The following is a 25,833-nucleotide window of genomic DNA, read 5'->3' on the forward strand; positions in this document are numbered from 1 at the left end:
GTCATGCTGGTCAGTAAAGGGCTTTGAGCTGCAGGTTTGGGCGGATGCTCAAGTGGATTCCATTTAGCGTGAGTTCGCGCTAGGGTAGCCAAGTCCAGCACATCTGTGTCCGGACACAGAGGCTCGCCGATGGCGGGCCTTTTCTTGTTCAGTTGCGTGTTGAAGCCCCCGGCGGTGATCCGCCGGGGGCTTCTTGCGTCTGTCCTGGAAGGGCATCCTGTGACTCAACCACTCCTGCTCGCATCCAACTTCGCTTCTTGGGCCCACGATCTTGCCCAAACTGGGATCGTGGCCCTTGTCGTCTTCGGGGCCATTGCGCTCATTGCGGTGTGCCGAGCTCGTCCGGAGGACATGGTGCACATGGTCGAGGTCATTGGGCGAGCGCTGGCCAGCCTGGTGCCATGGTCACGCCGGGGGCGGAGCGCTGGGCAGTCACCTGCCGCGGAGACACTGCCCGCTCGGCCCGAGCAGGGTGGCGGCCTTCGCTCGATGGAAGCGGGAGGGGGTGAAGGCGGTGCGGACGAGAGCAGCGAGGCGTAGAAGGGCCTTTCGTGACCCTACAGCTCGGTACATCGGCAGCGATGTCCTGAGTCAGGCTCTCGCAGAGCTGAACGACGCTCAACGAGATCTGCTTCTCCTGAGGTTGCAGGGCGCTCCAGTTGCCCAGGTGGCCCATCAACTCGATACGCCCCCGTCCAACGTAGAAGCCGTTGTCGCAGACGCGCTGGAGACCCTCCGCACTTCTGGGTACGCGGACTCTCTTCTGGAAGAGCTGTGGTGGGAGCACGGTCCGCTTCACTCCGAGGTGGTGAGGACCCACGCCAGCGAGGTGGTAGTGCTGCAACGCTGCGCCTGGGCGCAGTGTGAAGCCATCGTCACTCAACCGTCCACAGGTCGCACCCGGTTGTACTGCTCGAATGCGTGTCGGCAGAAGGCATATCGAAGACGGCGTAGTGGAGAAGGGAAGTCGCTGCCTTCCTCCGCACCGACCACTCGTCGACGCTTCACAATCCGGGACCCGTGGGCTGAGGTGCCGGAACTCCCCACGCCGTTCGCAGCGCTTCGGCACCCGGGGTTCAAACGGCACATCGCACCCAGGCTGGCGGCCTGGTCTGGTGGGACCGACCCCACGCCGTACCGACCCCGTGTCCTGTCGGTGCGCCCCGGTTCTCTGGACATCGCTTGGAGCCGCGCTTCGCATGCACTAGCCACCCATTGGGCACCGGGGGGTGATTTCTTTGAACTAGCGGTGATTGATGGCTCTCACTGTGCAGGCTCCTTCTTGCCGAGCGCAGGGTGCAAAGCAGCTTCCTGGGAGCGTGTGGGGGTACTGGCTGCCTCCGCAGCGATTCCCTGGGCATGTTGCGCAAATCAGGCTTGGCCCACACGCGCGTCGCCTGCTGGAGCCCTCCGAGTCTTCGGTCGGACGGTCCCTCGGGCCGAGGAAGGAAGTTCTCTGACCAGTCCGATGCTTCTGTGGGTACCTGCAATGCAGGGCTACGATTGGCAACCTGATCGCGTAATCCAAGGATGGGCCCCGCTCCCATCGCAATTTTCCAGAACTACTCGGCCCGTTCCAAGGGCGGACGAACCATATTGGTCTCAGTCGAAGCCGCTCGTTCGGCAACGGAGAAGGGCTTGGGCACGTTCTCGGCCCACGACGGGGGCGGCTCCTGTGCGCAAGTGGTTGTGGACGAGGGGAAAGCGATTCGGCTGAGCCCAGAGCCCGACGTGGCAGCGGGTTGAACACCGGTGCAGAGTGTGACCCGTCTCACCGCGACCACGAGGGGGCGGGATGTCAATCACCGTGGTGCTCGGCGCGTTTGCGACGGCCCCGGTCGCCTTACGGGCGCGGTTGGAGGTCACCCCCTCCATCAACGTCAGGGGCGCCGATAGGCGCGTCGGCGGGGTGCGCCGCCCAGCCAGGACCGGCGCCCCGGTGGCCTACGGCTCGTCAGTCCTTTGAACTGCTCTGATCCGCCCCGAGTATCCGGATGTGGCGCCACACGTTCGCGTAGCTCCGCTGCGCGGCGCGCACCCAGGAAGGAACAGAGCGCCAGTCGACCGCCACCTCGCGTTCGCCCCAGGCCACCTGCATGATCCGGCGATCACCGGCGAAGCCCTCAACAAGATCGCGGCGCAGGAAGAGCAGGTGGCCGCGCCAGGGCTTATCCGCGCGGAACACCGCCGAGGCGCGTCGGCCGTCGAGACTCACGAGGTCAACGGTGCCGGGCAGTTGGCGAAGACCGAACTGGGTGGCGAACTCGAAGGACGGCACATCAAAGGAACCGTCGAGCCCAGTCTCCGAAGTACTGTCGGAGGCGAACTCCACGGCGACCTGGTCGAGCCCGATGCCGTCGTCCTGCCAGTCGCGGCGCAGCGCCCGGTGCGGTACGGCGCCTGGGGCATCGTCGTCGAAGGTCAGCTTGAACCTTGGGCTCCATGGCATCTCTGCGGCCAGCAGGTCGCGGACCATCGGTAGTGAGGGGAAGAAGTCGTTCCCCGGATACGGGCGCTCGCTGGCGAGCTGTTGTGCGGGTTCCGCATCCTCCGGCTTCAGCAGGAGGGTACGGAAGAACCCAAACACCGTTCGTCCCTCGTGGCGGTGGTCCAGATACCCCTCGACCAGAAGCCAGCCGCCGCCCACTCCGTGGACCTCCTCGGGTGACCACATCTGGCCCGGGACGGTAACCGTCCCGGACATGAGCCAGGTCTGGTCGTCCGTTGGCTCCGCGGGCGCCCATGGCGGAAGGGGTATGGGCGCCACAGGGGGCCTGTCGGGGAACGTCGGGTCGATGTCGGGCATCAAGCGTTCTGCGTACCCGAAGGGGGCCGGTGCCTGGCCGGCGTCTACGAGGCGACCGACCATTTCGTGGTAGGCGATCCAGCCGTACTTCTTGCCATAGCGCTCCACATTCCTGTTGGTGGTGTAAGGCCGGTCGGCGCTCCTTGCAATGGCCTGGTCGACGCTGCCGAATTCTTTCTCGCGCCAGCCCAAGTTCCAGACGCGGGACATGACCTCGGCGCGGGCCCTGCGGTAGCCGGGGTGCTTGAAGTCGTAGTTGCCCCTGCCGTTGATGGCGGTCCCGATGATGTAGTTCTCGAAGTCCATGCCGAAGGTGCGGTCGCACTCCGCGGCGTTTGGGTCGTCGTCCTCCATAACCTCGGCGGGCGCCATGGCGGCGAACCTCGGCGCAAAGGCGTCGACCCCGTCCGGGACGGCGGCGGGGTGGAGGGTGCCGGCGAATTCGTAGGTGGCCCGTACATAGCCGCGCAGCTGCTCGTGCGAGGTGGGTGCGGACCCGCCGTCGAGAAAGCGGTCGCGCAGATGGACCAGCCAGTACCGCAGCGCGTGCTCGAGCGGTCCGCCGGGATCGGGCATCTGGTGGGCGCCAGCGGCGCCGAACGCGGCGGCGACGAGGCGTTCGACGACGTAGGGGTCGTCGACATCGAGCATTCGGGCGGCGAGGTCGAACAGTCGCTTGGGTTCTGGCCGACCGTAGCGCTGGAGGGCCTTCGTCGCCAGGTCCCGCATGCTCTTGTCCGTGGAAGTCAGCAGCCAGGCGATAGCCAGCGCGTTCAGATCGTCGCTCTCGGCGCGGCTGTCGTTCCCAGTCCACCTGTCGATCGCTCGATCCAGGTCTGCCGTGAGCCGACCTGGAGCCCGGCCACGGGCCCATTCCGTCCAGCGTAGGTCGCGTTGGGGAAGGGGCAGTTGGCGCAGGACGTGGTCGAGGAAGGTGGCGTTCAGGCGGTGCGGGGCTGACCTGCGGATTTCCCAAAGACGGTCGAACGCGGGTCGGCCCTTCCTCTCGCCGGGATGTCCCGTAACGAGCGCGGTTGCGAGCGCGTCGACAGTCTCGTCGTCGAGAAAGCCTGACTCGGTGGTGAGTTCCTGGGCGAGCACCAACGAACGGTGCTCATCCGGGGCGACGCGCCACAGGTGGTGCCTGGTGAAGCGGCGTGGCACCAGTGAGATGAGGCCGATGAGGATGTCCTCGCCGAGGGGGTGCCCATGGTCGCCCAGGAGGGACTGCCAGAGAGCCGCCTCCGCGAGCTGCTCGTTGACATCCGCGTAGGGCATGCGCACCAGAATCGCGTCGGCGATCAGGTATCCGGCGAGGCGGTCAAAGACGAAGCCGCACTCAGTGTCGTCGCAACCCCTGATCTCCTCGCGGAAGATCACTCCTTCTTCTACGAGGCGCCGGAACAGGCTTTCGTCCCAGTTCGGCTGGTCGGTGTCGAGGATTCTTCGCGCTTCCTCGAAGGGAAGCCGACGGACTTTGTGCGTCCATATGTGTCTCGCCAGAGCGGCGAGGCGGCGCTGGATCTGGTCGGCTGGCACCGGGATGCGGGCCGGGTCCTGGGCCAGCCGCTCGACCACCCCCTTGCGGTACAGCTCGAAGACGCCGATGAGTGACTGAGGCAGCGCCTCCACGCCCACCGGCACTCGGCGGTCGTGGTTCGCGGCCTCGCAGTACATTCGGACGAACAGCGGGTTGTGGAACTCCCCGATGGGTAGCCAGGCGTCGGCCGGGTTGATCAGATAGTGGCGGAAGTAGACGCGGAGGATGTCGTCAACTTCCGCGCGCTGCCACTCCAGTTCCAGAGGCATCGTGTCCTTCGGGAGGGCCTGGTCGGCGAGTGCTTCGCGGAGGGTGACGATCATCGCCACGTGAGGGTAGCCGCCCAGGGCCGGTGCCAATCCGGCGAGCAGTGTCCTCCACTCCGAGGGCCGCTCGGCCTCGTTTAGGCCGTCGATGATCAAAGGGACACGGCAGCCGGCGCGGTTGCCAGCTGAGTTGAGCGCTTCCAGCAGGTCCTCGAAGTGGTCGATCTTCAGTCCGGGGATCCGTCGCGCGAGGTCGTCGAGGGTCCCGCCGGCGCGCAGGTTTCCGCCCTGGATGAAGACGCCTGCCGTGGGCTGGTCGTTCGGTGAGGTCATCTGCGCGGCGAGGTGGGTCTTGCCCTGTCCTGCGGCGGCGATAACGGCGAGCAGGGGGGCTTCGGTGTCCGCTCGTGTGTCGTTCAGCCACTGAACGATGTCGCGGATCTCCGCGCCGAGGCCGGTGACCAGCAGCGCCTCGGGCAGGCGACGCTGCCTCAGTTTGAGTACAAGGCGTCTCAGCGTGCGGGGAGAGGCCGCAGGCGGCTGTTGGCCGGCGAGGCGCTCGCGTACTTCCCCGGGCCGGAGGTTCTTCCCGGCGTCAAAAACCTTCCGCAGGTTGTCGACGAACCGGTCCAGGTCGTCGGCAATCTCGACGGCGCCTTGGCGGAAGGTGGTGTCGAGGCCGTCGAGGGCTGCGCGTAGTGCCTGGATCCGGGCTGCGATGTCGTCGATGCGTTGCTGCAGCCACTCGAACGATGCTGGGCGCAACAAGGCTCGGTCGATGCGGTGCTCCACATGGTGGGAGGTGTGCAGCCGCGGTGCCCACCGGGCCTCGATGGGCGCAACAGATCGCTTGTGGGCTTTCGCCAGTACGTCTGCGGTGAGGGCGAGTTCACCGAAGAAGGTGGAGCGGAGCTCGTCGTGTCCGGCCAATTCGGTGTCGTAGTTCTCGGTGGACCAGAGTTTGACGCGGACATTCTGCCGACCGAGTTGGTTGATCCACTCCTCGTCAGCCTTGGCGGGCCGCTCTGGCAGACAGAGCACAAAGTCGGTCAGCCCGGCGACGTGCTCGATCGCTTTGGAGAGCGAGTCCTCGATCTGCTTGCGCTGGCCTGTGCTGAGCTCATTCTTGTTGTTGAGGATGAACCACTTACACGACCACCCCCAGACCCGGCCGGGGTCGCCCAGAGCACCGGCATGGTCGACGTGCAGGTAGAACTCGACGCCGGGCTGGTTCCGGCGCTCTCGCATCGTGCCCAGCGCGCCGTAGCGTCGGGACACGATGGCCCGCGTGAGTGCTTCGAAGTTCTGGTCGGCGGCCCCGGGTAGGCGTGCCAGATCAGTCAGATCCACCGTCGCTCCGGTTGCTCGTGTCCGGCCGTGTGATCGCGTCCTCGTCCCATTCGTGACGTGAGAAGATCTCGACCTTCGCGCCGTAGTGGAGAAGCACTTTCAGAAATCCCTGGACGTCGGATTCGTCGGTCCAGATCCGCACAGTCTCAGCTGTGCGGGTGACGCTGTGATCAAGCGCGAAGTTGTCGACGTCATACCGCCCAATGTCGTACAGCTTCATTTCGCGTAGTGATTCACCGAGTTCGCGAGGCAGGCGCTCGTCGGGGCTCAGCCAATGGTCGTCGGACCATGCGGCCTCGGCGAGGGCCTGCAGAGCCTCCATGCGCTCCTCCGCGGCCTTCGCGCCGGTGACCGTCTGGAATCGGCCGATCAAGACCAGGTCCATCGAGTGCTCCGAGCCATAGCCGTTCCAGATCCTCATCGTGCCTCCCTCAACGCCTGCACAGCTTCCATGATGGAGCCCCCGACGGACATTCCTGTGGCCGCGTAGGCGTGAGGGCGCAAGACGCCGGTCGCGTCGAGGTGCATGTGCGCGTCGAGGGGGCGTTCGCCTGGGATGGTCTCTGCGGTGGGCAGTGCGGCTTCAAGGCCGGTGCGGGAGATCGCGAGCCGCACCCCGGTCCTGGCGGTCGCGGCCCATCCGACGAGGTGCTGTGTGTCGGCGTCGCTGATACCGGGGGTTGCCGCAGTCGGCTGTTCCGGCAAGAGCAACAGTTCGGACGCGCCGATATCGTTGGCGAACTCGGCGAGGTCGTCCAGTTCACCGACCGTGTCGGCGTTGATAACCGCATTGATGCCGAACGGAGCGAGTGAGCCGAGCAACCTGGCGGCCTGGACTACGGACGCGAACGGTCGTCCGCGGAGCCGCTCGTAGGTGTCTCCGATCCCGTCGACTGACAGACGCACGAAGTGCACGGCCCCGCGCAGAGAATCGACGAGTTCGGGCGTAAGCCGGTGCCCATGCGTCGTGAAGGTCACCGCCATAGACGTGGACTGGGTTATTTCCCAACAAAGTTGGGCGAACCTCCGGTATGCGGTCGGTTCCCCGCCTCCGAAGCCGACACCGAGGCACCCAGCGGCGTCGAGTTCAACCGCCCAAGCCAGCACACGCTCTCTGTCGAGCGTCGCGGCATGCTTGGGCGCGTAGCAGTAGACGCAGTGGAGCTCGCATGCGTTCGTCAGCGCAACGGACAGGTACCGCGGAGCGCGGGAGAACTGCTCAGCGGGAACAGGTACCTCGTCTAGCAGCACGTTCACCCCGGAGACACGATCAAACAGGTGAACGCCGGATGCGGACATGCGAATCTTGCACCTCACCGACAGCATGATGCCACCGCTGGCGGTGACGCCAGGGCGGGGCTGGACAAGGCCGTCGGCGTGTGCTCTTAGTGGGGCATCGGGTGCGTCGTGGCTGAGACAATGCGTACCACTAGGGCGTAGGGACAGTGCCGGAGTCTCAGGTGCGGCCCACACCGAAGACACCCTGCGTGCTCGCTCTCACAGGTCGAACAGACCCTCCTGGAAGTTCTCGACGATGTCTCGTCGCGGGTAGAACAGGCCCAGCAGCAAGAAGGTCTTGGGACGAGCCGCGACGTTCCCGACGAAGCAGTGCACGGCCTTCTCCGGAGTGATCATCCGGTCGAACCAGCGCTCGCGCAGCTTCTCCTCCACGTCGCTCTTCCCGTACTGACGGAGGAACTTGCGGTATGCCTCGCCTGCCTCCCAGTCCCTCAGCCCCATGTCGTGCCCGCGGCACTCCTCGTCCGCACATCGGAAGCTGTACCGGAACTCCAGTGGCACCCACTGCAGCTGGCGAAGGTCCTGCGCGAGGAGATCCAACTGATCCGCCAGGGCGGCCTTGGAGGCGGGCCAAGGCTCGGCGGGCGCGAAGCGGAAGCCGGTGAACTCCGCCGGGCGGAAGATGCCGAGCGACGTATTCCGCACCTCCTGGTCCCGCTTGATGGCGCACAGGGAAGGCGCCACCAGGGGCCGGACATGCGAGAAGCGTTCACGCCAGCCGCCTTCTGTCCCTAGGCGCTCGATGACCTTGAGGGTCTCCAGGTTGGGGCGCAAGCTCTCGGGACGACGGTCCCCATGGTGTCGCTGCACGTCGACCTCGACGATCGAGTACTTGGCGAACTGGCTGTCTTCGTTCAGCAGCCGGAAGGGAACTGGGAAGAGCCGCACATGCTGCGGCGTCCCCTGGTCGAGCCGTATGCCGGCCACGCAACTCGTCTCGTGGTACTTCGTGGAAAGTTCCGGATAGGTCTTGACCGTGATCATGATGCGTGCCCGCTGCCATGCCCCAGCCATCAAGCACCCCCGCCCGACTCGTGACCTCCTGGGAGAGATTGGAAGCGAGTCCCTGGGCGAGCACAAGGGGACGTGCAGGCAGAGGGGGTGCGGTCAGGCCAGCGGTGTGACGGTCAGCGAGGTGCGCTTGTGGAGGGTCTGGAGGACGACTTGGCGGTGGCACCGGTCCTCGTCCTTCTCGAAGCAGAGCACTGCGACCCGTGACTGCATGGCGTGATCCGCCAGCTCGTCGAGGTCGGATTGCGCGGTGTCGGAGCGCAACAGGCTCCGGAACCTGGCGCGGCCTTCGGCGATGCGTCCTTCCCAAAACGGCGCCCGGTTGTCTTTGGGGTTGCCTAGGCCGCGAAGGTGGGTGTAATCGATTCCTGCCTCGCCGAGAGCCTGACCCAGACGAGTCTTGCTGAAGCCGGGTTTCCGGCTGATCGGTGTGAGACGCACGTCGGCCACCACATCGATCTGTGCGTCGAGCAGCGACGCAACGAACGAGTCGATGTCCCGCCCCTCGTACCCGACGGACCACAGGCCAGGGCTCACCCTCGACTGCCGGAACAGGTCATCGAGGGAGACTCCGAGGGCTTCGGCGACCCAACCGATCGTGAAGAAACCCGGCTGGATCGCTCCGCCGCCTTCAAGGCGGGCAAGAGTGCTGGGCTGGATGCTGGCTTCCTTGGCGAGCCGCTCACGCGTCCAACCGCGTTCCTCACGAAGCCCGCGCACACGCCGCGCGAGGGCACGAGCGCGGGCGTGTTCGTCGGTGTTTACGGGGCGACTGGCCATGTGCCGGGATCCTAGTCCTCGGGGAATCTTGAGCTCCAGAGCGAGTGACTCGTGTGGGCGGCTCTCCGCGATTCCGATCGTGTTAGGGCGAAGGAAGCCATCGCGAAGCGGGATCGGTTGCGAACCCGCTGGTCTGCGCTCCTTGCTTGGCTCGGGGCTTCAGCCTCGGCCTTGGATTCACAGACGCGTAGGTCGGCAGTCATCTGGTACATGCCGTTCTGACACGGCCCGGATCCGCTGTCTGGGAGAAGCCGACCAAGATCTTCTCCCAGGTTTCTCCCAAACGATCACCGGAGAAGCAGGAAGGGCCTGATCCTCAGTGAGGATCAGGCCCTTGACCTGTGTTCCTTCAGTCGGGGTGGCGGGATTTGAACCCACGACCTCTTCGTCCCGAACGAAGCGCGCTGCCAAGCTGCGCTACACCCCGAAGCAACGAGCTCTACTTTAGCGGACCTGTGGCCAGAGACGAAATCCGGTTTTCGAGGTCTCGCAGGTCGGGGCGTTCCGGGCGGTTCCGGCGGGCGGGATGGGGTCAGGGGGTCTGGGGGGTCAGGGTGAGGAGGGTGGCTTCCGGGGGGCAGGCGAAGCGGACCGGGGTGTAGCGGTTGGTGCCGCAGCCCGCGGAGACGTGGAGGTACGAGGTGTGGCCGCCGGCCTGGTGCTGGGAGAGGCCCTTGACCCGGCGGGCGTCGAGGTCGCAGTTGGTGACCAGGGCGCCGTAGAAGGGGATGCAGAGCTGGCCGCCGTGGGTGTGGCCGGCGAGGATCAGGGGGTAGCGGTCGGCCGTGAAGGCGTCGAGGACGCGCAGATACGGGGCGTGGACCACGGCTAGGGAGAGGTCGGCGCCCGTCTCGGGGCCACCGGCCACCTCGGCGTAGCGGTCGCGCTTGATGTGGGGGTCGTCGAGGCCGGTGAGGGCGATCTCGATGTCCTCAAGCTTCAGTCGGCCGCGCGTGTTCGACAGCCCGACCCAGCCGGCCGCGTCGAAGGCGTCACGCAGCTCCGTCCACGGGTTGTGGATGGCGCCGACGACCGGGGGGTTGCCGTTCAGACCGTGCTTTCCGCTGGCTTTCTCCAAGAGGTAGCGGGCGGGGTTGCGCGGCTTCGGGCCGTAGTAGTCGTTCGAGCCGAAGACATAGGCACCGGGGAACTCCATCAGTGGGCCCAGCGCGTCCAGGACCTCCGGCACGCCCTCCGGGTCCGAGAGGTTGTCGCCCGTGTTCACCACGAAGTCGGGGCGCAGCCCGGCGAGGGACTGGAGCCAGCGCTGCTTCTTGCGCTGTCCGCTCACCAGGTGGATGTCGGAGATCTGGAGGACGCGCAGGGGTCGCATCCCCTGCGGGAGCACCGGAACGGTGATCCGCCGGAGCCGGAAGGACCGGACTTCGAAGCCGGCGGCGTAGGCGAGGCCGGCCGCGCCGACCGCCGTGATTCCCAGGGGTACTCCGTATCGCGCGCGCATGTCGTCCATGGTCGCAGAACGCGGCCGGGGGAGAAATCTTCGGGTGATTCCCGGCCAGTGCTGGCAGACTCGACGCCATGACCACCACGCTCAAGTCCAGGCTTCAGGCCGATCTCACCGCGGCGATCAGGGCGCGCGACGAGCTGCGTTCCTCGACTCTCCGGCTCACCATCAGCGCGATCACGAAGGAAGAGGTCGCGGGCGAGAGGGCCCGTGAGCTGTCCGACGCCGAGGTGGAGAAGATCGTCGCGCGGGAGTCCAAGAAGCGCCGCGAGGCGGCCGAGGCGTTCGAGAAGGGTGGACGCGCGGAGCAGGCCGAGCGGGAGCGGGCGGAGGGCGAGGTGCTCGCCGAGTATCTGCCGAAGCCTCTTACGGACGACGAGCTGAACGCCCTGGTGGCCGAGGCGGTGCGGGAGGCCGCGGCGGGCGGTGCGGAGGGGCAGCGGGCCATGGGCGCCGTGATGAAGATCGTGAACCCGAAGATGGCCGGGCGGGCGGAGGGCGGCCGGGTCGCCGCCGCGGTGAAGCGGCAGCTCGCGGGCGGGTAGCCGGCTAGCTGGGTAGCGGGCGGGTCGCTCGATTTCGTTTGTCGAGCGTTCTCGCGTTGCGTTGTGGTTGCTCACTCTGTGTCGTCAGACTGTCGCCAGGGCAACCGTAAGGATCGCGGCGTCGCCATCCCGACCACACGCGAAGGGGGCCGGACATCTCTGTCCGGCCCCCTTCGGCGCTTCATCGCGAGGCTTCGCTACCGCGGCCAGTTCCAGCCGCCGTCTCCATTGCCGTTACCGCCGTTGCCGCCATTCCCTTTGCCGCCGCCGATCAGGTCCGGGGGCAGGGAGATGTCCGGCCACGGGTTGTCGCCGCCGTTGCCACCGCCACCGCCGTTGTTGCCACGGCCCGGCTTGTGGTCGCGGTTTCCCGGCTTCTTGCCGTCGTGGGGCTTGCGCTGGTTCGGGTCGTTGATCGGGACCTTCACGAAGTTCGGCGCCGGCTTGCCGGCCAGCGCGCCGCTCATCGCGTCCTTCCAGATCGGGCCAGGGGTGTCCGCGCCGTAGACCTTGTCGTGGGGGACGCCGCCGATGGTGATGTTCTCCATCTTGACGCCCTTGGCGCCCGGGCCGCCGACCCACACCGCACCGGCCAGGTTCGGGGTGTAGCCGACGAACCACGCGGCCCTGCGCTCGTCCGTCGTACCCGTCTTACCGGCGCTCGCACGGCTCGCGAGCCCGGCCTGCTTGCCGGTGCCGTCCTCGACGACCCCGCGCAGCAGCGTGTTGATGGTGTCCGCGGTCTTCGCCGACATCGCACGGGAGCACTTCGACTGCGGGACCTTGAGTTCCTTATGGTCCGGGCCGGTGATCGACTCGATGAAGACCGGGGAGCAGTAGATACCGCGGTTGGCGAAGGTCGCGTAGGCGTTGGCCATCGTCAGCGGCGAGAAGCCCTCGGAGCCGAGGGTGAGGGAGGGCACCTGGTTGTGCTCCTTGCCGTCGGCGCGCTTCACCCCCATCTTGTCGGCCATCTGCGTCACCGGGCAGACCCCGATGTCGCTGATCAACTGGACGAAGTAGGTGTTGACCGACTTGGCGGTCGCGTCCCTCATCCCGTACGGGCCGACTTCCTCCTCGTTCTCGTTCTCGACGGTCGCGCCCTCGTCGTTGGTCCAGGTGCCCTTGCAGGTGGTGACCGGGCTCGGGTACGCCATCTTGTACGGCGAGGAGTAGCGCTGGTACGGCTTCTTGCCCTGCTCGATCGCGGCCGCCGCGGTGATCGGCTTGAACGTGGAGCCGACCTGGAAGCCGTAGTTCGAGCCGCCCATGGACTTGTCCGCGGACAGGTTGATCTGGGTCTCGTTCTCGCCGAAGCCGTATGGCCTGGACTGGCCCATCCCCACCACCTTGCCGGTGCCCGGCTCGACGAGCGTCACGGCGGTGGCCACCGGGTCGGACTGGTAGACATGATCCTTGATCGACTTCTGGACCGACTTCTGGGCCTTCGGGTCGAGCGTCGTACGGATCGTCAGACCGCCCTGGGTCCAGCGCTTGGCGCGCGCCTCCGCCGTCTTGCCGAAGGCCGGGTCGTTGAGCAGGGTCTCGCGGACGTAGTCACAGAAGAACCCGGCGCCCTGGACGGCCGTGATGCAGCCACTCCTGGGCATGCTGACCTTCAGACCGAGCGGCTTCTTCTGGGCCGCGGCGGCCTGCGCCGGAGTGATGTCCTTGACCTGGGCCATCCGCCGCAGAACGGTGTCGCGGCGCTCCTTGGCGGACTTCGGGGCGCTGACCGGGTCGTAGCGGCTGGGCGACTGGACGAGACCGGCCAGCAGCGCCGCCTGCTCCAGCTTCAGGTCCTTGGCGGGCTTGCTGAAGTAGCGCTGCGCCGCGGCCTCGATGCCGTACGCCTGCTGCCCGAAGAAGGTGATGTTCAGGTAGTTCTCGAGGATCCGCTTCTTGCCCAGTTCCTTCTCGACCTTGATCGCGTACTTCAGTTCCTTGATCTTGCGGCCGATGGACTGCCGGGTGGCCTGGGCGACCTTCTCCTTGTCGTCGCCCGCCTCCTCGACGAACACGTTCTTCACATACTGCTGGGTCAGCGTGGAGGCGCCCTGGGAGACCCCGCCGTCCTGCGCGTTGGTGTTGACCGCGCGCAGCACGCCCTTGAGGTCCACCGCCCCGTGCTCATAGAAGCGGGCGTCCTCGATCGCGACGATCGCCTGCCGCATATACGGGGAGATGTCGTTCAGCTTCACGATCGTCCGGTCGCGGGAGTAGACCTTCGCGATCTCCCCGCCCTCGGCGTCCAGGATCGTCGTCCGCTGGCTGAGCGGCGGTGTCTTGAGATTGGCCGGAATTCCGTCGAACTCCTCGACGGTTCCCTTGGCCGCGAGGCCGAGCGCCCCGACGGCGGGAAGCGCGAGCCCGGCCATCACGGCACCGGCGAGCGCGCTGACGCCGAGGAACTTGGCGGCCTGTTGAGCGGAGGACAGTCCGCCACTCGAGCGCGTGTTTCCCATAGGAGGCAGCCTACGTCTCGAATCGCCGGACAGGGGACCGGGTGTTCGCATACGCTGTTTCACGCCAGTCACAGGCGAGTGGCTGAGCCACACCCCCACCCTCACTCAAGTGAGCGATGAGACCTGCCCGGATTGTGGCCCCTGTCCCGAGCTGCCCGCTGTTCGGCGGGTGAACTGCCCGTATTTGCACTAGTAATCGCAAATGTCGTCAGCTCACTCCGTTGGGTGATCTGCCGCGTACCCATAGTCCGTTCGGACCATCCAAGATTGGGCCCGCAGGGGGTGTTGCGCCTTGTCTCGCTTCCGTAACGTCCTCAACTGGCGACGGTGAATATGCCGTTTGTCGCCGTGGGGGAGCTCCGATTCGGGAGAGGACGGCGCCAGCATGGGCTGGGTAACCGACTGGAGTGCGCAGGCCGCCTGCCGCACTACTGATCCAGATGAACTGTTCGTCCAGGGCGCGGCACAGAACAGGGCCAAAGCGGTCTGCACCGGATGCCCGGTGCGCACCGAGTGCCTTGCGGATGCCTTGGACAACCGCGTGGAGTTCGGCGTGTGGGGAGGGATGACCGAGCGCGAGCGGCGAGCACTGCTGCGCCGCCGGCCGACGGTGACCTCCTGGCGCAGGCTCCTGGAGACCGCGCGTGTCGAGTACGAGCGCAGCGCGGGGATTCTGCCCTTCGACGACGAGGACTACGAGCGCTTCGCCGCGGTCGGATAGGCCGCGGTCGGATAGGCCGGACGGCGATGCGCCGGCGGTCGGCTGACGGCCTGCCGGTGTGAGCGTCTCGCCTCACCATCACCTCACCCACCTCTCGTCATCGGCACGAGTGGGGGTGCGAGTACGGCGCGCCTCGTCAGGGGCGGGTACGGGTACGCGCACGCCTCCGAGCACGACCGCGGCCCTGGCCGCGGTCGGCCGTGGGGGCGCGAGTGCGTGTGCGTGTGACACGGGTGACGTGACGTGGGCTAACGGGTCGGTGCGGGCCGGGGGTTGGCCTGCGACTGGGCTGTCGCCACTTGCGCCCCCGGTGGCTCTGGCCTGCCGCGTGCCGCCCGTGTGCTGTGTGCCGCCCGTGTGCTGTGCGTGCGCCGTGTGCCATGCGCCGCTTGCTGGGTGGCCGCCGTGTCCGTCAAGGCCCCGCTACGCGCGCTCGCGCGACTGCTTACCTCGGCTTGCCTCGGTGCGTCTGCATGCTTCGGCACGCCTCCGCTGTCCGTCATGGCTGTCCGTTATGCGTGGTGTCTGTCGTGCGTCTCCTTCGTGCGCGCGGCCGACCGCCGCACGGGCACCGACTCAGCCCGCGCGTTTGGTCCGTTCCACTGGGACCGCGAGGCGATCACCGATCGCTCGCAGCCCTGCCAAGTCGTGTACGTCGCCAGGGAGTGCGGCCACTTGGGCCACCGGAACCTCGGGGTGGAGAGCCGTGAAGCGGTCGTGTGTGCGCTGCTCGCGTCCGAGCACCTGCATACGCTCCGCGTGCAGCCGAAGCAGGCCCGCGGCGAGCCGCTCCGCCGACGTGTCCGCCGACGTGGGGGAGACGTCGGGGTCCGCTGCCGAGGGGTTCCGCGCTTGAGCATTCCCTGAGGGGGGATCGACAAATCCGCCGTCGGCAAGATTTTCTGCCCCGGCACCGTTCTTGGCCGGATCGCTTCCCTCCGCCACGTTCGCGAGCGCATCGTTCGGGTCAGCCGGGTCAGCCGCATCGTCCGGGTCAGCCGCATCGTCCGGGTCAGCCGGATCGTCCGGATCCGCGGGGTCGCCCGTCAGGGTAAGGATCTCCGCGGCGGCCAACGCCCGTTCCGCCGAGAGCTGTTCGGCCCCGCTGCCGTGTACCCGGTTCAGCACCAGCCCGGCCAGCGGCATCCGGTCCGCGGCCAGGCGTTCGACGAAGTACGCGGCCTCCCGCAGCGCGTCCCGCTCGGGCGCGGCCACGACGAGGAAGGCCGTACCGGGAGCCTGGAGTAGCCGGTAGGTGGCCTCCGCGCGAGTACGGAATCCGCCGAACATGGTGTCCATCGCGGCAGCAAACGTCTGGACGTCGCGCATGAGCTGCCCGCCGAGCACCTTGCTGACCGTGCCCGTCATCATCGACACGCCCACGTTCAGGAACTTCATCCCGGCCTTGCCACCCACCTTCGCCGGCGCCATCAGCACCTTGATGAACTTCCCGTCCAGGAAGGAGCCGAGACGTTTCGGCGCGTCCAGGAAGTCCAGCGCCGACCGGCTGGGCGGGGTGTCGACGATGATCAGGTCCCATTCGTCGCGGGCCCGGAGCTGGCCGAGCTTCTCCATGGCCATGTACTCCTGCGTGCCCGCGAAACCGGCCGAGAGCGACTGGTAGAAGGGGTTCGCGAGGATGGCCCGGGCGCGCTCGGGGTCGGCGTGCGCCTCGACGAACTCGTCGAACGTCCGCTTCATGTCCAGCATCATGGCGTGCAGTTCGCCGCCGTTTCCGTCGCCGATGCCGTCCACCCGGCGCGGGATGTTGTCGAGCGCGTCGATGCCCATGGACTGGGCGAGCCGGCGGGCCGGGTCGATGGTGAGGACGACGACCTTACGGCCGCGCTCGGCGGCCCGTACGCCCAGGGCGGCGGCGGTGGTGGTCTTGCCGACGCCGCCGGAGCCGCAGCACACCACGATGCGGGTCTGCGGATCGTCCAGCAGGACGTCGATGTCCAGCCGGGGTGCCACGTCCATGCTCATGCCGCCTCCTGCGTACGACTCGTTGTCCGTGGCGCCCTTACGGCGGGCGCCGCTCACGCCGGCCATTGCTTGCGCAGATCCGCCGCGAGCCGGTAGAGCCCCGCCAGGTCGATGCCGTCCGTAAGCAGCTCCAACTCGTGCAGCGGCAGCCTCAGGCCGGTCAGCTCGGCGCGCTGCGCCCGCTCCAGCGCCACCCGCTCGGCATGCTCGCGCGCCTGCTCCAGCAGCGGGTCGACCAGCCGCTCGGCCATGCCGCCACGGCGCGCACCGCCCAGGCCCGCCTGGGAGAGCGCCTTGGCGACGGCCGTACGCCGCCCGTTGGCGACGGCCTCGACGGCCTCGTGGTCGAGGACCGCGGGCCGCACCATGTTGATGATGACCCCGCCCGTCGGGAGGCCGTCGGCGCGCAGCTCGGAGATGCCGTCCGCGGTCTCCTGGACCGGCATCTCCTCCAGCAGGGTCACCATGTGGACCGCCGTCTGGGGCGACTTCAGGACCCGCATCACGGCCTGTGCCTGGTTGTGTATCGGGCCGGTCCTGGCCAGCCCCGCCACCTCGTCGTTGACGTTCAGAAAGCGGGTGATGCGGCCGGTGGGCGGCGCGTCCATGACCACGGAGTCGTAGACGAAGCGGCCGTCCTTGCCCTTGCGGCGCACCGCCTCGCACGCCTTGCCGGTCAGCAGGACGTCCCGCAGCCCCGGGGCGATGGTGGTCGCGAAGTCGATCGCGCCGAGCTTCTTGAGGGCGCGTCCGGCCGAGCCCAGCTTGTAGAACATATGGAGGTAGTCCAGAAGTGCGAACTCCGGGTCGATCGCCAGAGCGTGCACCTCCCCGCCGCCCGGCGCGGTGGCGATCTTCCGCTCCTCGTAGGGCAGCGGCTCCGTTTCGAAGAGTTGTGCGATGCCCTGACGGCCTTCGACCTCGACCAGCAGGGTGCGCCTGCCCTCGGCCGCGAGGGCCAGCGCGAGTGCGGCGGCGACCGTGGTCTTGCCGGTTCCGCCCTTACCGCTGACGACATGGAGCCTGCTCACACTGGGGAGCCTAACCAGTCGCCCCTCGCCCTACGCACCAGGGCCCGGCGGAGAGGCATTACAGTCGCCCCCATGACCAAGTGGGAATATGCGACCGTACCGCTGCTGGTACACGCCACGAAGCAGATTCTGGACACCTGGGGCGAGGACGGCTGGGAGCTGGTCCAGGTGGTCCCCGGGCCCAACCCTGAGCAGTTGGTGGCCTACCTGAAGCGGGAGAAGGGCTGATGGCGGGCGGCATCGTCGAGGGCAGGCTCGCCGGGCTCGGACTGAAGCTGCCCGAGGTCGCGGCGCCCCTGGCCTCCTATGTGCCCGCGCTGCGCACCGGTTCGTACGTCTACACCTCGGGCCAGTTGCCGCTGGTCGAGGGGAAGCTGGGCGTGACCGGCAAGGTCGGCGCGGAGGTGACCCCGGAGGAGGCCAAGGAGCTGGCGCGCACCTGTGCGCTGAACGCGCTGGCCGCCGTGAAGTCGGTCGTCGGTGACCTCGACCGCGTCGTGCGTGTCGTGAAGGTCGTCGGTTTCGTCGCCTCGGCATCGGACTTCACCGGTCAGCCGGCTGTCGTCAACGGTGCGAGCGAGCTGCTGGGCGAGGCCCTGGGCGACGCGGGCGTGCACGCGCGCAGCGCGGTGGGCGTGGCGGTGCTGCCGCTGGACGCGCCGGTCGAGGTCGAGATCCAGGTCGAGGTCGCCGACTAGCGAGCGTCGCGGTGACGGACCGGGGCGCCTGGCCCGTGGGCGGGCCGTGCCGGTGGGCCGGTGGGCGCGTACCGGTGTGACCGTCGGTACGCGGGCCGACCCCGGCGTGGCGCCGCCGGTGCCACTCGAACATCAGCCCGTAAGCGCATAGCATCCGGCCATGTCCACTACGAATGGCCAGTGGTATCCACCCGAGTGGCCAGAGCGGATCCGCCTCTTGTCGGCGGGCGAGCTCACACCGGTGACACCGCGCCGGGCCGCCACCGTGCTGCTGCTGCGGGACGGACCGGACGGAACGGACGGGCAGGACACACCACAGGACGTCCGGAACGCCCGGAACGCCCGGGGCGGGGCCGGGGAGCACTCACCGGACGGGCTCGACGCAGCGGAGAGGCTCGACACGGTGCCGGAGCCCTCGGCGGCCCCGGAAGGCCCTGAAACGCCCCCAGAGGGCCCGCGGAACACGGCGGGAGGGGCCGACGGGCTCGCCGTCTACATGCTGCGCAGACGCGCCTCCATGGCCTTCGCCGGAGGCGCGTACGCCTATCCGGGCGGTTCCGTGGACCCGCGCGACGAGCGGATGGTCACCTGGGCCGGTCCCTCGCGGGCGCAGTGGGCGCGGCGGCTGGGCCTGGACCCGAGCGAGGCGACGCAGGCTCAGGCCATCGTGTGCGCGGCGGTCCGCGAGACCTTCGAGGAGGCGGGGGTCCTGCTCGCGGGCCCGACACCGCACACCGTGGTCGCGGACACGACGGGGGACGACTGGGAGGCGGACCGGGTGGCGCTGGTCGCCCGGGACCTGTCGTTCGCGGAGTTCCTGGACCGCCGGGGGCTTGTGCTCCGCTCGGATCTGCTGGGCTGCTGGGCGCGCTGGATCACCCCGGAGTTCGAACCGCGCCGCTATGACACCTGGTTCTTCGTGGCTGCGCTGCCGCGGGGGCAGCGCACCCGTAATGCCTCCACGGAGGCGGACCGGACCGTCTGGATCCGCCCGGGCGACGCGGCCGACGGCTACGACCGGGGCGAGCTGCTGATGATGCCGCCCACGATCGCGACGCTGCGCCAGCTCGCGGCCCATGGCGCGGTCGCCGACGCACTTGCCGCGGCGGCGGACCGGGATCTGACGCCGGTCCTGGCCCAGGCGCGGGTGGAAAACGGGGAACTGGTGTTGAGCTGGCCGGGTCATGATGAGTTCACCAAGCACATCCCGGGAGCCACGGGGGGACCCTCCGCATGACGTACGCATCCGCTCTGCCCGGCCAGCCGCGTGGGGGCACCATCGGTGGCCCGGCCACCGACCGGGCCGTCTGCGTCCTGGCCCCGAACGCCTCACCCATGACGCTGGACGGCACCAACACCTGGATCGTCGCCGAGCCCGACTCCGACCTCGCCGTCGTCATCGACCCCGGGCCGCTCGACGACGCGCACCTCAAGGACGTCATCGCGACAGCGGAGCGGGCGGGCAGACGGGTCGCGCTGACCCTGCTCACCCATGGGCATCCGGACCACGCGGAGGGCGCGGCGCGCTTCGCCGAGCTGACGCGGACGTCCGTAAGGGCCCTGGATCCCGCGTTGCGGCTCGGGGAGGAGGGGCTGGGGCTCGGGGACGTCATAACCACCGGCGGTCTGGAGCTACGGGTGGTGCCCACGCCCGGCCACACCGCCGACTCGCTGTCCTTCCACCTTCCGGCCGATGGTGCGGTCCTTACGGGCGACACGGTGCTGGGTCGGGGCACGACCGTCGTCGCGCATCCGGACGGTCGGCTCGGTGACTATCTGGACTCGCTGCGGCGGCTGCGCTCGCTGACGGTGGACGACGGGGTGGACACCGTCCTGCCGGGCCACGGGCCGGTGCTGAACGACGCCCGGGGCGTCGTGGAGTACTACCTCGCGCATCGCGCCAACCGGCTCGCGCAGGTGGAGACGGCCGTCGAGGACGGGCACCGGACGCCCTCGGAGGTCGTGGCGCATGTGTACGCGGATGTGGATCGCTCCCTGTGGCCGGCGGCGGAGCTGTCGGTACGGGCCCAGCTCGACTATCTGCGCGAGCACGGGCTGATCTGAGGCCGGTCTTACGGGAGCTTGGCGGGCTGCGGGGCTGTGGGTCCGCCCTCTGGCCTCACAGCCTGTGGTCCGCCTGTGGGCCGCCCGCTCATGAGCGCCGTAAGGGCCCCGCCGGAATGCCGGCGAGGCCCTTACGTTCCGTTTTCGCGTAATCCGTTCCGTCCGGCGGTTCCGTCCGGCGTCAGCGGGAGCGCTTGGCCAGCCGCTCGACGTCCAGCAGGATCACCGCGCGCGCCTCCAGCCGCAGCCAGCCGCGGCCCGCGAAGTCGGCGAGCGCCTTGTTGACGGTCTCGCGGGAGGCGCCGACCAACTGGGCCAGCTCCTCCTGGGTCAGGTCGTGGACGACGTGGATGCCCTCCTCCGACTGCACGCCGAAGCGGCGCGACAGGTCCAGCAGGGCCCTGGCGACCCGACCGGGAACGTCGGAGAAGACCAGGTCGGACATCTGGTCGTTGGTCTTGCGCAGGCGCCGGGCGACCGCCCGCAGCAGCGCGGAGGCGACCTCGGGCCGGGCGTTCAGCCACGGCTGTAGATCGCCGTGGCCGAGGCCGAGCAGCTTGACCTCGGTAAGGGCGGTGGCGGTGGCGGTACGCGGGCCGGGGTCGAACAGCGACAGTTCGCCGATCAGCTCGCCGGGACCGAGCACGGCGAGCATGTTCTCGCGGCCGTCGGGAGAGGTGCGGTGGAGCTTCACCTTGCCCTCGGTGACCACGTACAGGCGATCGCCGGGGTCCCCTTCGTGGAAGAGCGCGTCACCCCGCGCGAGGGTGACCTCTCCCATGGAGGCGCGCAGCTCAGCGGCCTGCTCGTCATCGAGCGCCGCGAAGAGCGGGGCGCGCCGCAGAACGTCGTCCACGAGTCTCTCCTTGTCGACATGCACAGGGGACCGACGTCCCCATGATGCCGGACGGTAAAACAGTGCGATCAATCACAAGTTTGACGCACTGGCCTCCCGAGCTGTGCGGCAGGGGTCCGATTGGGGACCTCTTCGCGGTGGCCGGGGCGGATGTCAGTGGGTGGGCTTAGGCTGGCCGGGTGTCCAATACGCCGGTGAGAGCACAGGGCAAGGGGGCCGGACGGGTGACCGCACCTCGTAATTCCGCTGTGGGCGAACAAGAATCCGCTGAGTCGACAGAAGCCGCGAAGCCGCATAAATCGGTCAAGGGCTCGAAGGGTACCCGCCCCGAGTCCCGGCTCGCCCTCGTCCGCCGCGCCCGGCGCATCAACCGAGAGCTCGCCGAGGTGTATCCGTACGCCCATCCCGAGCTGGACTTCGAGAGCCCCTTTCAGTTGCTGGTGGCCACGGTCCTGTCCGCCCAGACCACCGATCTGCGGGTCAACCAGACCACCCCCGCGCTCTTCGCCGCCTATCCGGCGCCCGAGGACATGGCGGCGGCCGACCCGGAGGCCCTGGAGCAGTTGATCCGGCCGACCGGCTTCTTCCGCGCCAAGGCCAGATCGCTGCTGGGCCTGTCCGCCGCCCTCCGCGACCGCTTCGGCGGCGAGGTCCCGGGCCGGCTCGAGGATCTGGTCACCCTGCCCGGTGTCGGCCGTAAGACGGCCAATGTGGTGCTCGGCAATGCCTTCGGAGTGCCGGGCCTGACCGTGGACACCCACTTCGGGCGGCTGGTGCGGCGCTGGAAGTGGACCGCCCAGGAGGACCCCGAGAAGGTCGAGGCGGAGATCGCCGCGCTCTTCCCCAAGAGCGAGTGGACGATGCTCTCGCACCGCATCATCTTCCACGGCCGCCGCGTCTGCCACGCCCGCAAGCCCGCCTGCGGCGCCTGCCCGATCGCCCCGCTCTGCCCGGCGTACGGGGAGGGCGAGACCGACCCGGACAAGGCGAAGAAGCTGCTGAAGTACGAGCTGGGCGGCCAGCCGGGCCAGCGCCTGCGCCCGCCGTCCGACTACCCCGGCCGTCCCGCCGCCCCCCTGGGAGCCGCCGAGTGACGAGCACGTACGGCGGGGATGTGGAGGTCAGCGCCCACGGGCTGCCCGAGTGGCTGCTGCCGGTGGCGCGGCTGGCCGAGACGATCGAGCCGCGTCAGCTCAGCCGGTTCCTGCCGCCCCCGCAGGGCGGCGGCCGCCCCTCCGCCGTGCTGGTGCTCTTCGGCGAGGGCGCCGACGGCCCCGAGCTGCTCCTCATGGAGCGCTCCGGCTCGCTGCGCTCGCACGCCGGCCAGCCCTCCTTCCCCGGCGGCGCCCTCGACCCGGAGGACGGGGATCCGGACGAGGAGGGCCCGCTGCGCGCGGCGCTGCGCGAGGCCGAGGAGGAGACCGGGCTCGACCCCTCGGGGGTGCAGGTCTTCGCCGTGCTTCCGCGGCTCTACATTCCGGTGAGCGGTTTCGTCGTCACGCCGGTGCTCGGCTGGTGGCGCCGGCCCAGCCCGGTCGAGGCCGTGGACCCGGCCGAGACGGCCCGGGTCTTCACGGTTCCCGTGGCGGATCTCACGGACCCGGCGAACCGGGCCACGACCGTCCACCCCAGCGGCCACCGGGGGCCCGCCTTCCTGGTGGGATCCGCTCTGGTCTGGGGCTTCACCGCCGGAGTGATCGATCGCATCCTGCATTTCGCGGGGTGGGAGCGACCGTGGGACCGCGCCAAGCACGTCTCACTCGACTGGCGCGCGTGAGACGGTGTTCCGGTGAATGTGCTGGACATCCTGCTGCTGCTCGCCGCCGTATGGTTCGCGGTCGTCGGCTACCGCCAGGGCTTCGTCGTCGGTGTGCTGTCGGTGACGGGGTTCATCGGGGGTGGGCTGATCGCGGTCTATCTGCTGCCGCTCATATGGGACGGCACAACCGACAAGACATCCCCCGGCACGGTGGGTGCCGTGGTGGCGATCGTCCTGGTGATCGTGTGTGCCTCGGTCGGCCAGGCCGCCACCACCCATCTGGGAAACAAGCTGCGGCGGTACATCACCTGGTCACCGGCGCGCGCCCTGGACGCGACCGGCGGCGCGCTGGTGAACGTCCTGGCGATGCTGCTGGTGGCCTGGCTGATCGGCTCCCTGGTGGCCCAGACCTCGCTCCCCACCCTGGGCAGGGAGGTCCGTGACTCCAAGGTGCTGCTCGGGGTCTCCCGCGTCGTTCCGGACGAGGCGAACACGTGGTTCACCGACTTCTCGTCCGTGCTCGCGCAGAACGGCTTCCCGCAGGTCTTCTCGCCCTTCGCCAACGAGCCGATCACCTCGGTGCCGCAGCCCGATCCCGCGCTCGCCCAGTCCCCGGTGGCCACGCGGGCGCAGGAGAGCATCGTCAAGGTCGTCGGCACCGCCCCGAGCTGCGGCAAGGTCCTCGAGGGCAGCGGCTTCGTCTTCGCACCGAACCGGGTCATGACCAACGCCCATGTCGTCGGCGGCGTCAGCGACCCGACCGTACAGATAGGCGGCGAGGGCCGGCTGTACGACGCCAAGGTCGTGCTCTACGACTGGAAGCGCGATATCGCGGTCCTCGATGTGCCCTCGCTTCAGGCCCCGGCGCTCCAGTTCGCTCAGGACGACGCGCGCTCCGGTGATGGCGCGATCGTCGCCGGCTTCCCGGAGAACGGCGCCTTCGATGTGCGCGCCGCCCGGGTCCGCGGCCGTATCGAGGCCAACGGTCCCGACATCTACCGCCGCTCCACCGTGCACCGCGATGTGTACTCGCTGTACGCGACCGTGCGGCAGGGCAACTCCGGCGGTCCGCTGCTCACCCCGCAGGGGCGGGTGTACGGCGTGGTCTTCGCCAAGTCCCTCGACGATGCGAACACCGGGTACGCGCTGACGGCGGACGAGGTGAGCCAGGACATCGAGAAGGGGCGTACGGCCGACCAGCCGGTGGACAGCCAGGGGTGTGCCCTCTAGAGCTGTGGCCGAGGGATAGGCCCTCCGGAGCGGATGCGCCCGGCGGAGTGTGGCCCTCCAAAGCGGAGAGGCCCTCCCAAGCGGGGTGATGCGCCGGTGCCGAGCGTGCTACCAGGGGTTTCCGGTGTCGCCGGGCCCCGGGCCGCCCCGGAGGTACTGCTAACGGCTGCGTGGATGGCGCAACCGCGCCGAGACCCACCGGGCCCGGCGGCGGATGATGCGGGGAATCCCGAGGTTCGGGTCATGGCCTTGGGTAGGCCCGGAGCCGCCCCGCTCGGAAACACTCAGCGCGGCATTGGCAGGAGCGGCGGCCTGGGGGCCGCGGCCGTTTGGTGCGTCACGGTAGTCGTGAGTCCAGCCCATACCTCGGTGTCTGCCCCTGACCCAAGGTCCGTAATCGCCGGTGGCTGCGGCAATTGGCCTATGCTCCAGGCAATTGGCTGTTCGAAAAACAGATGTTCGCCTGATCGTCGTGAGCCGGTCGGAATGCGTACCGCCGACGCCGCTCAGCGGTCGGGTTCGGGGTCCTTCAGCCAGTTGATCAGCTCGGAGGTGAAGGCCCGGGGGTCCTCCTCGTGCGGGAAGTGGCCGAGCCCGTCGAAGAGCCGCCAGCGGTAGGGGGCCTCGACATACTCCCCGGAGCCCGCCGCGCTACGGGTCCGCATCACCGGGTCGAGTGACCCGTGCAGATGCAGGGTCGGGACCTGCACCGGCCGCTTCATGCGCCGGTTGAACTGGAAACCGTCCGGCCGTGCCAGCGACCGCACCATCCAACGGTACGGCTCGATCGAGCAGTGCGCTGTCGAGGGGATGCACATCGCCCGCCGGTAGACCTCCACGGCCTCGTCCTCGGGCAGTCGCGGCCCGGACCACTCCCGGAGGAGCCGCCCCACGGCCGCCGCGTCGTCCGCGACCAGGTGGCGCTCGGGCAGCCAGGGCCGCTGGAAGCCCCACACATGGGAGCTGGCCGCGCTCTGCTTGACGTCCGCCAGCATCGCCGAGCGCCAGCGGCGGGGATGCGGCATCGAGGCCACCGCGAGCCGCCGCACCAGCTTCGGCCGCATCACCGCGGCCGTCCACGCCAGGTATCCGCCCAGGTCATGGCCGACGAGCGCGGCGTCCGGCTCACCCAGCGAACGGATCACACCGGTGATGTCGAGGGCGAGGTTGGCCGGGTCGTAGCCCCGGGGCGTACGGTCGCTGCCGCCCACCCCGCGCAGATCCATCGCGACCGCGCGGTAGCCGGCGTCGGCGAGCGCGGGCAACTGGTGCCGCCAGGCCCACCAGAACTGCGGAAAGCCGTGCAGCAGCAGCACCAGCGGGCCGTCACCCAGCTCGGCGATGTGGAAGCGCGCGCCGTTGGCCGCGACATCCCGGTGGGTCCAGGGGCCGTCGAGCCGTACGACCGACGCGGAGCTATCAGGGACGGTCATGCCGACGAGCGTGTCATATCCCGCACCGAGCGTCCGCCATTGCTCTCGGCACGCGGATGCGGCTTGACGCTCCCCAGTACGGCGGCGCTCTCCTTGGACGAGGCGATCGACCGCTTCGGCGCCTTGACCTTCTTGAACTTCAGCAGCGCCAGCAGCCCCAGGATCCCGGCGAACAGCCAGTAGATACCGCCCACGATCAGAAAGCACCAGGCGAGGCCGAGGCCGGTCCAGGCGCGCATGCCGTAGGCGAGGGCGAAGCTCAGCACCGGCAGCGAGAACAGCAGCAGCACCCCGGCCGCCATCCCCGCGCCGCTGCCGACCGCGGCCTTCTTGGCCCCCACCCGGAGCTCGGCCTTGGCCAGCGCGATCTCGTCGTGCATCAGCGCCGACAGCTCGGTGGTCGCCGTCGCCACCAGCTTGCCGAGGCTGCGGTTGCCGCCGTCGTCGGCTGCGCTCATCGCCATCTCCCTCTGCTCTTGTGCGTCTTCGCTCGTGCTGCGCCGTCCGCGCTTGGTACATCGTCGCTTG

22 protein-coding genes and 1 tRNA gene are annotated in these 25,833 nt (G+C 68.7%); 9 read left to right on the forward strand and 14 right to left on the reverse strand.

Going from position 1 to position 25,833, the window contains the following annotated elements; all coding sequences use genetic code 11:
- Positions 1 to 1,954: 1,954 nt before the first annotated feature.
- The 7 genes from ACK1X7_RS27240 to ACK1X7_RS27270 all read right to left on the reverse strand — a co-directional run bounded on the left by ACK1X7_RS27240 (position 1,955) and on the right by ACK1X7_RS27270 (position 10,514).
- The gene (locus tag ACK1X7_RS27240; protein ID WP_413115764.1) at positions 1,955 to 5,962 is read right to left on the reverse strand and encodes an NACHT domain-containing protein; all 4,008 of its coding nucleotides are present in this window, start codon (positions 5,960 to 5,962) and stop codon (positions 1,955 to 1,957) included.
- The gene (locus ACK1X7_RS27245) at positions 5,949 to 6,383 is read right to left on the reverse strand and encodes a DUF6375 family protein (protein WP_413115765.1); all 435 of its coding nucleotides are present in this window, start codon (positions 6,381 to 6,383) and stop codon (positions 5,949 to 5,951) included. Before ACK1X7_RS27245 ends, ACK1X7_RS27240 begins: the two co-directional genes overlap by 14 nt.
- The gene (locus ACK1X7_RS27250) at positions 6,380 to 7,261 is read right to left on the reverse strand and encodes a radical SAM protein (protein WP_413115766.1); all 882 of its coding nucleotides are present in this window, start codon (positions 7,259 to 7,261) and stop codon (positions 6,380 to 6,382) included. The genes ACK1X7_RS27245 and ACK1X7_RS27250 overlap by 4 nt, the downstream gene beginning before the upstream one ends.
- Before the next feature lie 198 nt (positions 7,262 to 7,459).
- Positions 7,460 to 8,245 carry a hypothetical protein gene (locus tag ACK1X7_RS27255; protein ID WP_413115767.1) on the reverse strand — a complete coding sequence of 262 codons (786 nt, stop codon included), beginning with the start codon at positions 8,243 to 8,245 and terminating at the stop codon, positions 7,460 to 7,462.
- A 123-nt stretch (positions 8,246 to 8,368) separates the two neighbouring features.
- Positions 8,369 to 9,052 (reverse strand): DUF488 family protein, encoded by a 684-nt coding sequence (locus ACK1X7_RS27260; protein WP_413115768.1) that lies wholly within the window; start codon positions 9,050 to 9,052, stop codon positions 8,369 to 8,371.
- A gap of 353 nt (positions 9,053 to 9,405) precedes the next feature.
- Positions 9,406 to 9,479: transfer RNA gene (locus ACK1X7_RS27265), tRNA-Pro, on the reverse strand.
- Between the two features lie 105 nt (positions 9,480 to 9,584).
- A complete protein-coding gene (locus tag ACK1X7_RS27270) occupies positions 9,585 to 10,514 on the reverse strand; it encodes a metallophosphoesterase (RefSeq protein ID WP_385150704.1) in 930 nt (309 codons plus the stop codon).
- A gap of 77 nt (positions 10,515 to 10,591) precedes the next feature.
- Here ACK1X7_RS27270 and ACK1X7_RS27275 point away from each other — a divergent pair, with 77 nt between their 5' ends.
- Complete coding sequence (locus ACK1X7_RS27275; protein WP_413115769.1) at positions 10,592 to 11,062, forward strand: GatB/YqeY domain-containing protein; 471 nt, start codon at positions 10,592 to 10,594, stop codon at positions 11,060 to 11,062.
- Between the two features lie 197 nt (positions 11,063 to 11,259).
- Here ACK1X7_RS27275 and ACK1X7_RS27280 read toward each other — a convergent pair whose 3' ends face one another.
- Positions 11,260 to 13,527, reverse strand: coding sequence for a transglycosylase domain-containing protein (locus ACK1X7_RS27280; protein ID WP_390795270.1), 2,268 nt, complete (start codon positions 13,525 to 13,527; stop codon positions 11,260 to 11,262).
- Positions 13,528 to 13,912: 385 nt separating this feature from the next.
- Between ACK1X7_RS27280 and ACK1X7_RS27285 the strand changes: the two genes are divergently transcribed.
- Complete coding sequence (locus ACK1X7_RS27285; protein WP_014061756.1) at positions 13,913 to 14,248, forward strand: WhiB family transcriptional regulator; 336 nt, start codon at positions 13,913 to 13,915, stop codon at positions 14,246 to 14,248.
- Between the two features lie 576 nt (positions 14,249 to 14,824).
- On the opposite strand, the gene ACK1X7_RS27290 is transcribed toward ACK1X7_RS27285, so the two are convergent.
- Together ACK1X7_RS27290 and ACK1X7_RS27295 are read right to left on the reverse strand one after the other, a co-directional pair.
- The gene (locus ACK1X7_RS27290; protein WP_413115770.1) at positions 14,825 to 16,234 is read right to left on the reverse strand and encodes an ArsA family ATPase; all 1,410 of its coding nucleotides are present in this window, start codon (positions 16,232 to 16,234) and stop codon (positions 14,825 to 14,827) included.
- 53 nt (positions 16,235 to 16,287) lie between these two features.
- Positions 16,288 to 17,265 carry an ArsA-related P-loop ATPase gene (locus tag ACK1X7_RS27295; RefSeq protein WP_413115771.1) on the reverse strand — a complete coding sequence of 326 codons (978 nt, stop codon included), beginning with the start codon at positions 17,263 to 17,265 and terminating at the stop codon, positions 16,288 to 16,290.
- Between the two features lie 72 nt (positions 17,266 to 17,337).
- Here ACK1X7_RS27295 and ACK1X7_RS27300 point away from each other — a divergent pair, with 72 nt between their 5' ends.
- The 4 genes from ACK1X7_RS27300 to ACK1X7_RS27315 all read left to right on the forward strand — a co-directional run bounded on the left by ACK1X7_RS27300 (position 17,338) and on the right by ACK1X7_RS27315 (position 20,027).
- On the forward strand, positions 17,338 to 17,493 hold the full coding sequence (locus ACK1X7_RS27300) for a DUF4177 domain-containing protein (RefSeq protein WP_020870215.1): 156 nt from the start codon (positions 17,338 to 17,340) through the stop codon (positions 17,491 to 17,493).
- Positions 17,493 to 17,963, forward strand: coding sequence for a RidA family protein (locus tag ACK1X7_RS27305; protein WP_390795268.1), 471 nt, complete (start codon positions 17,493 to 17,495; stop codon positions 17,961 to 17,963). Before ACK1X7_RS27300 ends, ACK1X7_RS27305 begins: the two co-directional genes overlap by 1 nt.
- A gap of 160 nt (positions 17,964 to 18,123) precedes the next feature.
- Positions 18,124 to 19,200 carry an NUDIX hydrolase gene (locus tag ACK1X7_RS27310; RefSeq protein ID WP_385150692.1) on the forward strand — a complete coding sequence of 359 codons (1,077 nt, stop codon included), beginning with the start codon at positions 18,124 to 18,126 and terminating at the stop codon, positions 19,198 to 19,200.
- A complete protein-coding gene (locus ACK1X7_RS27315) occupies positions 19,197 to 20,027 on the forward strand; it encodes an MBL fold metallo-hydrolase (protein WP_385150689.1) in 831 nt (276 codons plus the stop codon). The genes ACK1X7_RS27310 and ACK1X7_RS27315 overlap by 4 nt, the downstream gene beginning before the upstream one ends.
- Positions 20,028 to 20,208: 181 nt before the next feature.
- Here the strand turns inward: ACK1X7_RS27315 and ACK1X7_RS27320 are convergent, their stop codons facing one another.
- Positions 20,209 to 20,883, reverse strand: coding sequence for a Crp/Fnr family transcriptional regulator (locus tag ACK1X7_RS27320; protein ID WP_014061749.1), 675 nt, complete (start codon positions 20,881 to 20,883; stop codon positions 20,209 to 20,211).
- 248 nt (positions 20,884 to 21,131) lie between these two features.
- On the opposite strand from ACK1X7_RS27320, the gene nth reads away from it, so the two are divergent.
- The 3 genes from nth to ACK1X7_RS27335 are packed head-to-tail and all read left to right on the forward strand — an operon-like array spanning position 21,132 to position 23,872.
- Positions 21,132 to 21,977 carry an endonuclease III gene (gene nth / locus ACK1X7_RS27325; RefSeq protein ID WP_398158561.1) on the forward strand — a complete coding sequence of 282 codons (846 nt, stop codon included), beginning with the start codon at positions 21,132 to 21,134 and terminating at the stop codon, positions 21,975 to 21,977.
- Positions 21,974 to 22,660, forward strand: a complete 687-nt coding sequence (locus ACK1X7_RS27330) for an NUDIX hydrolase (RefSeq protein WP_413115772.1) — start codon at positions 21,974 to 21,976, stop codon at positions 22,658 to 22,660. Before nth ends, ACK1X7_RS27330 begins: the two co-directional genes overlap by 4 nt.
- A gap of 12 nt (positions 22,661 to 22,672) precedes the next feature.
- Positions 22,673 to 23,872, forward strand: a complete 1,200-nt coding sequence (locus ACK1X7_RS27335; protein ID WP_385150683.1) for a MarP family serine protease — start codon at positions 22,673 to 22,675, stop codon at positions 23,870 to 23,872.
- Between the two features lie 159 nt (positions 23,873 to 24,031).
- Here the strand turns inward: ACK1X7_RS27335 and ACK1X7_RS27340 are convergent, their stop codons facing one another.
- From ACK1X7_RS27340 to ACK1X7_RS27350, 3 genes are all read right to left on the reverse strand, one after another.
- A complete protein-coding gene (locus ACK1X7_RS27340) occupies positions 24,032 to 24,235 on the reverse strand; it encodes a hypothetical protein (protein ID WP_253208696.1) in 204 nt (67 codons plus the stop codon).
- A gap of 143 nt (positions 24,236 to 24,378) precedes the next feature.
- Entirely contained in the window at positions 24,379 to 25,305 is a 927-nt protein-coding gene (locus tag ACK1X7_RS27345; RefSeq protein ID WP_361503118.1) for an alpha/beta fold hydrolase, read from the reverse strand.
- Complete coding sequence (locus ACK1X7_RS27350) at positions 25,302 to 25,763, reverse strand: phage holin family protein (RefSeq protein ID WP_014061744.1); 462 nt, start codon at positions 25,761 to 25,763, stop codon at positions 25,302 to 25,304. The genes ACK1X7_RS27345 and ACK1X7_RS27350 overlap by 4 nt, the downstream gene beginning before the upstream one ends.
- Between the last annotated feature and the right edge of the window lie 70 nt (positions 25,764 to 25,833).

This window comes from Streptomyces sp. CY-1 (assembly GCF_047218265.1).
Lineage (GTDB): Bacteria > Actinomycetota > Actinomycetes > Streptomycetales > Streptomycetaceae > Streptomyces > Streptomyces niphimycinicus.

Bases quoted from the DNA above. Each gene is read 5' to 3' on its own strand.
- ACK1X7_RS27300 (WP_020870215.1), top strand. From the start codon at position 17,338: ATGACCAAGTGGGAATATGCGACCGTACCGCTGCTGGTACACGCCACG.
- ACK1X7_RS27260 (WP_413115768.1), bottom strand. From the start codon at position 9,052: ATGGCCAGTCGCCCCGTAAACACCGACGAACACGCCCGCGCTCGTGCC.
- ACK1X7_RS27350 (WP_014061744.1), bottom strand. From the start codon at position 25,763: ATGAGCGCAGCCGACGACGGCGGCAACCGCAGCCTCGGCAAGCTGGTG.
- ACK1X7_RS27245 (WP_413115765.1), bottom strand. From the start codon at position 6,383: ATGAGGATCTGGAACGGCTATGGCTCGGAGCACTCGATGGACCTGGTC.
- ACK1X7_RS27270 (WP_385150704.1), bottom strand. From the start codon at position 10,514: ATGCGCGCGCGATACGGAGTACCCCTGGGAATCACGGCGGTCGGCGCG.
- ACK1X7_RS27280 (WP_390795270.1), bottom strand. From the start codon at position 13,527: ATGGGAAACACGCGCTCGAGTGGCGGACTGTCCTCCGCTCAACAGGCC.
- ACK1X7_RS27290 (WP_413115770.1), bottom strand. From the start codon at position 16,234: ATGAGCATGGACGTGGCACCCCGGCTGGACATCGACGTCCTGCTGGAC.
- ACK1X7_RS27275 (WP_413115769.1), top strand. From the start codon at position 10,592: ATGACCACCACGCTCAAGTCCAGGCTTCAGGCCGATCTCACCGCGGCG.
- ACK1X7_RS27340 (WP_253208696.1), bottom strand. From the start codon at position 24,235: ATGGGCTGGACTCACGACTACCGTGACGCACCAAACGGCCGCGGCCCC.
- ACK1X7_RS27250 (WP_413115766.1), bottom strand. From the start codon at position 7,261: ATGTCCGCATCCGGCGTTCACCTGTTTGATCGTGTCTCCGGGGTGAAC.
- ACK1X7_RS27305 (WP_390795268.1), top strand. From the start codon at position 17,493: ATGGCGGGCGGCATCGTCGAGGGCAGGCTCGCCGGGCTCGGACTGAAG.
- ACK1X7_RS27255 (WP_413115767.1), bottom strand. From the start codon at position 8,245: ATGATCACGGTCAAGACCTATCCGGAACTTTCCACGAAGTACCACGAG.
- ACK1X7_RS27315 (WP_385150689.1), top strand. From the start codon at position 19,197: ATGACGTACGCATCCGCTCTGCCCGGCCAGCCGCGTGGGGGCACCATC.
- ACK1X7_RS27345 (WP_361503118.1), bottom strand. From the start codon at position 25,305: ATGACCGTCCCTGATAGCTCCGCGTCGGTCGTACGGCTCGACGGCCCC.
- ACK1X7_RS27285 (WP_014061756.1), top strand. From the start codon at position 13,913: ATGGGCTGGGTAACCGACTGGAGTGCGCAGGCCGCCTGCCGCACTACT.
- ACK1X7_RS27310 (WP_385150692.1), top strand. From the start codon at position 18,124: ATGTCCACTACGAATGGCCAGTGGTATCCACCCGAGTGGCCAGAGCGG.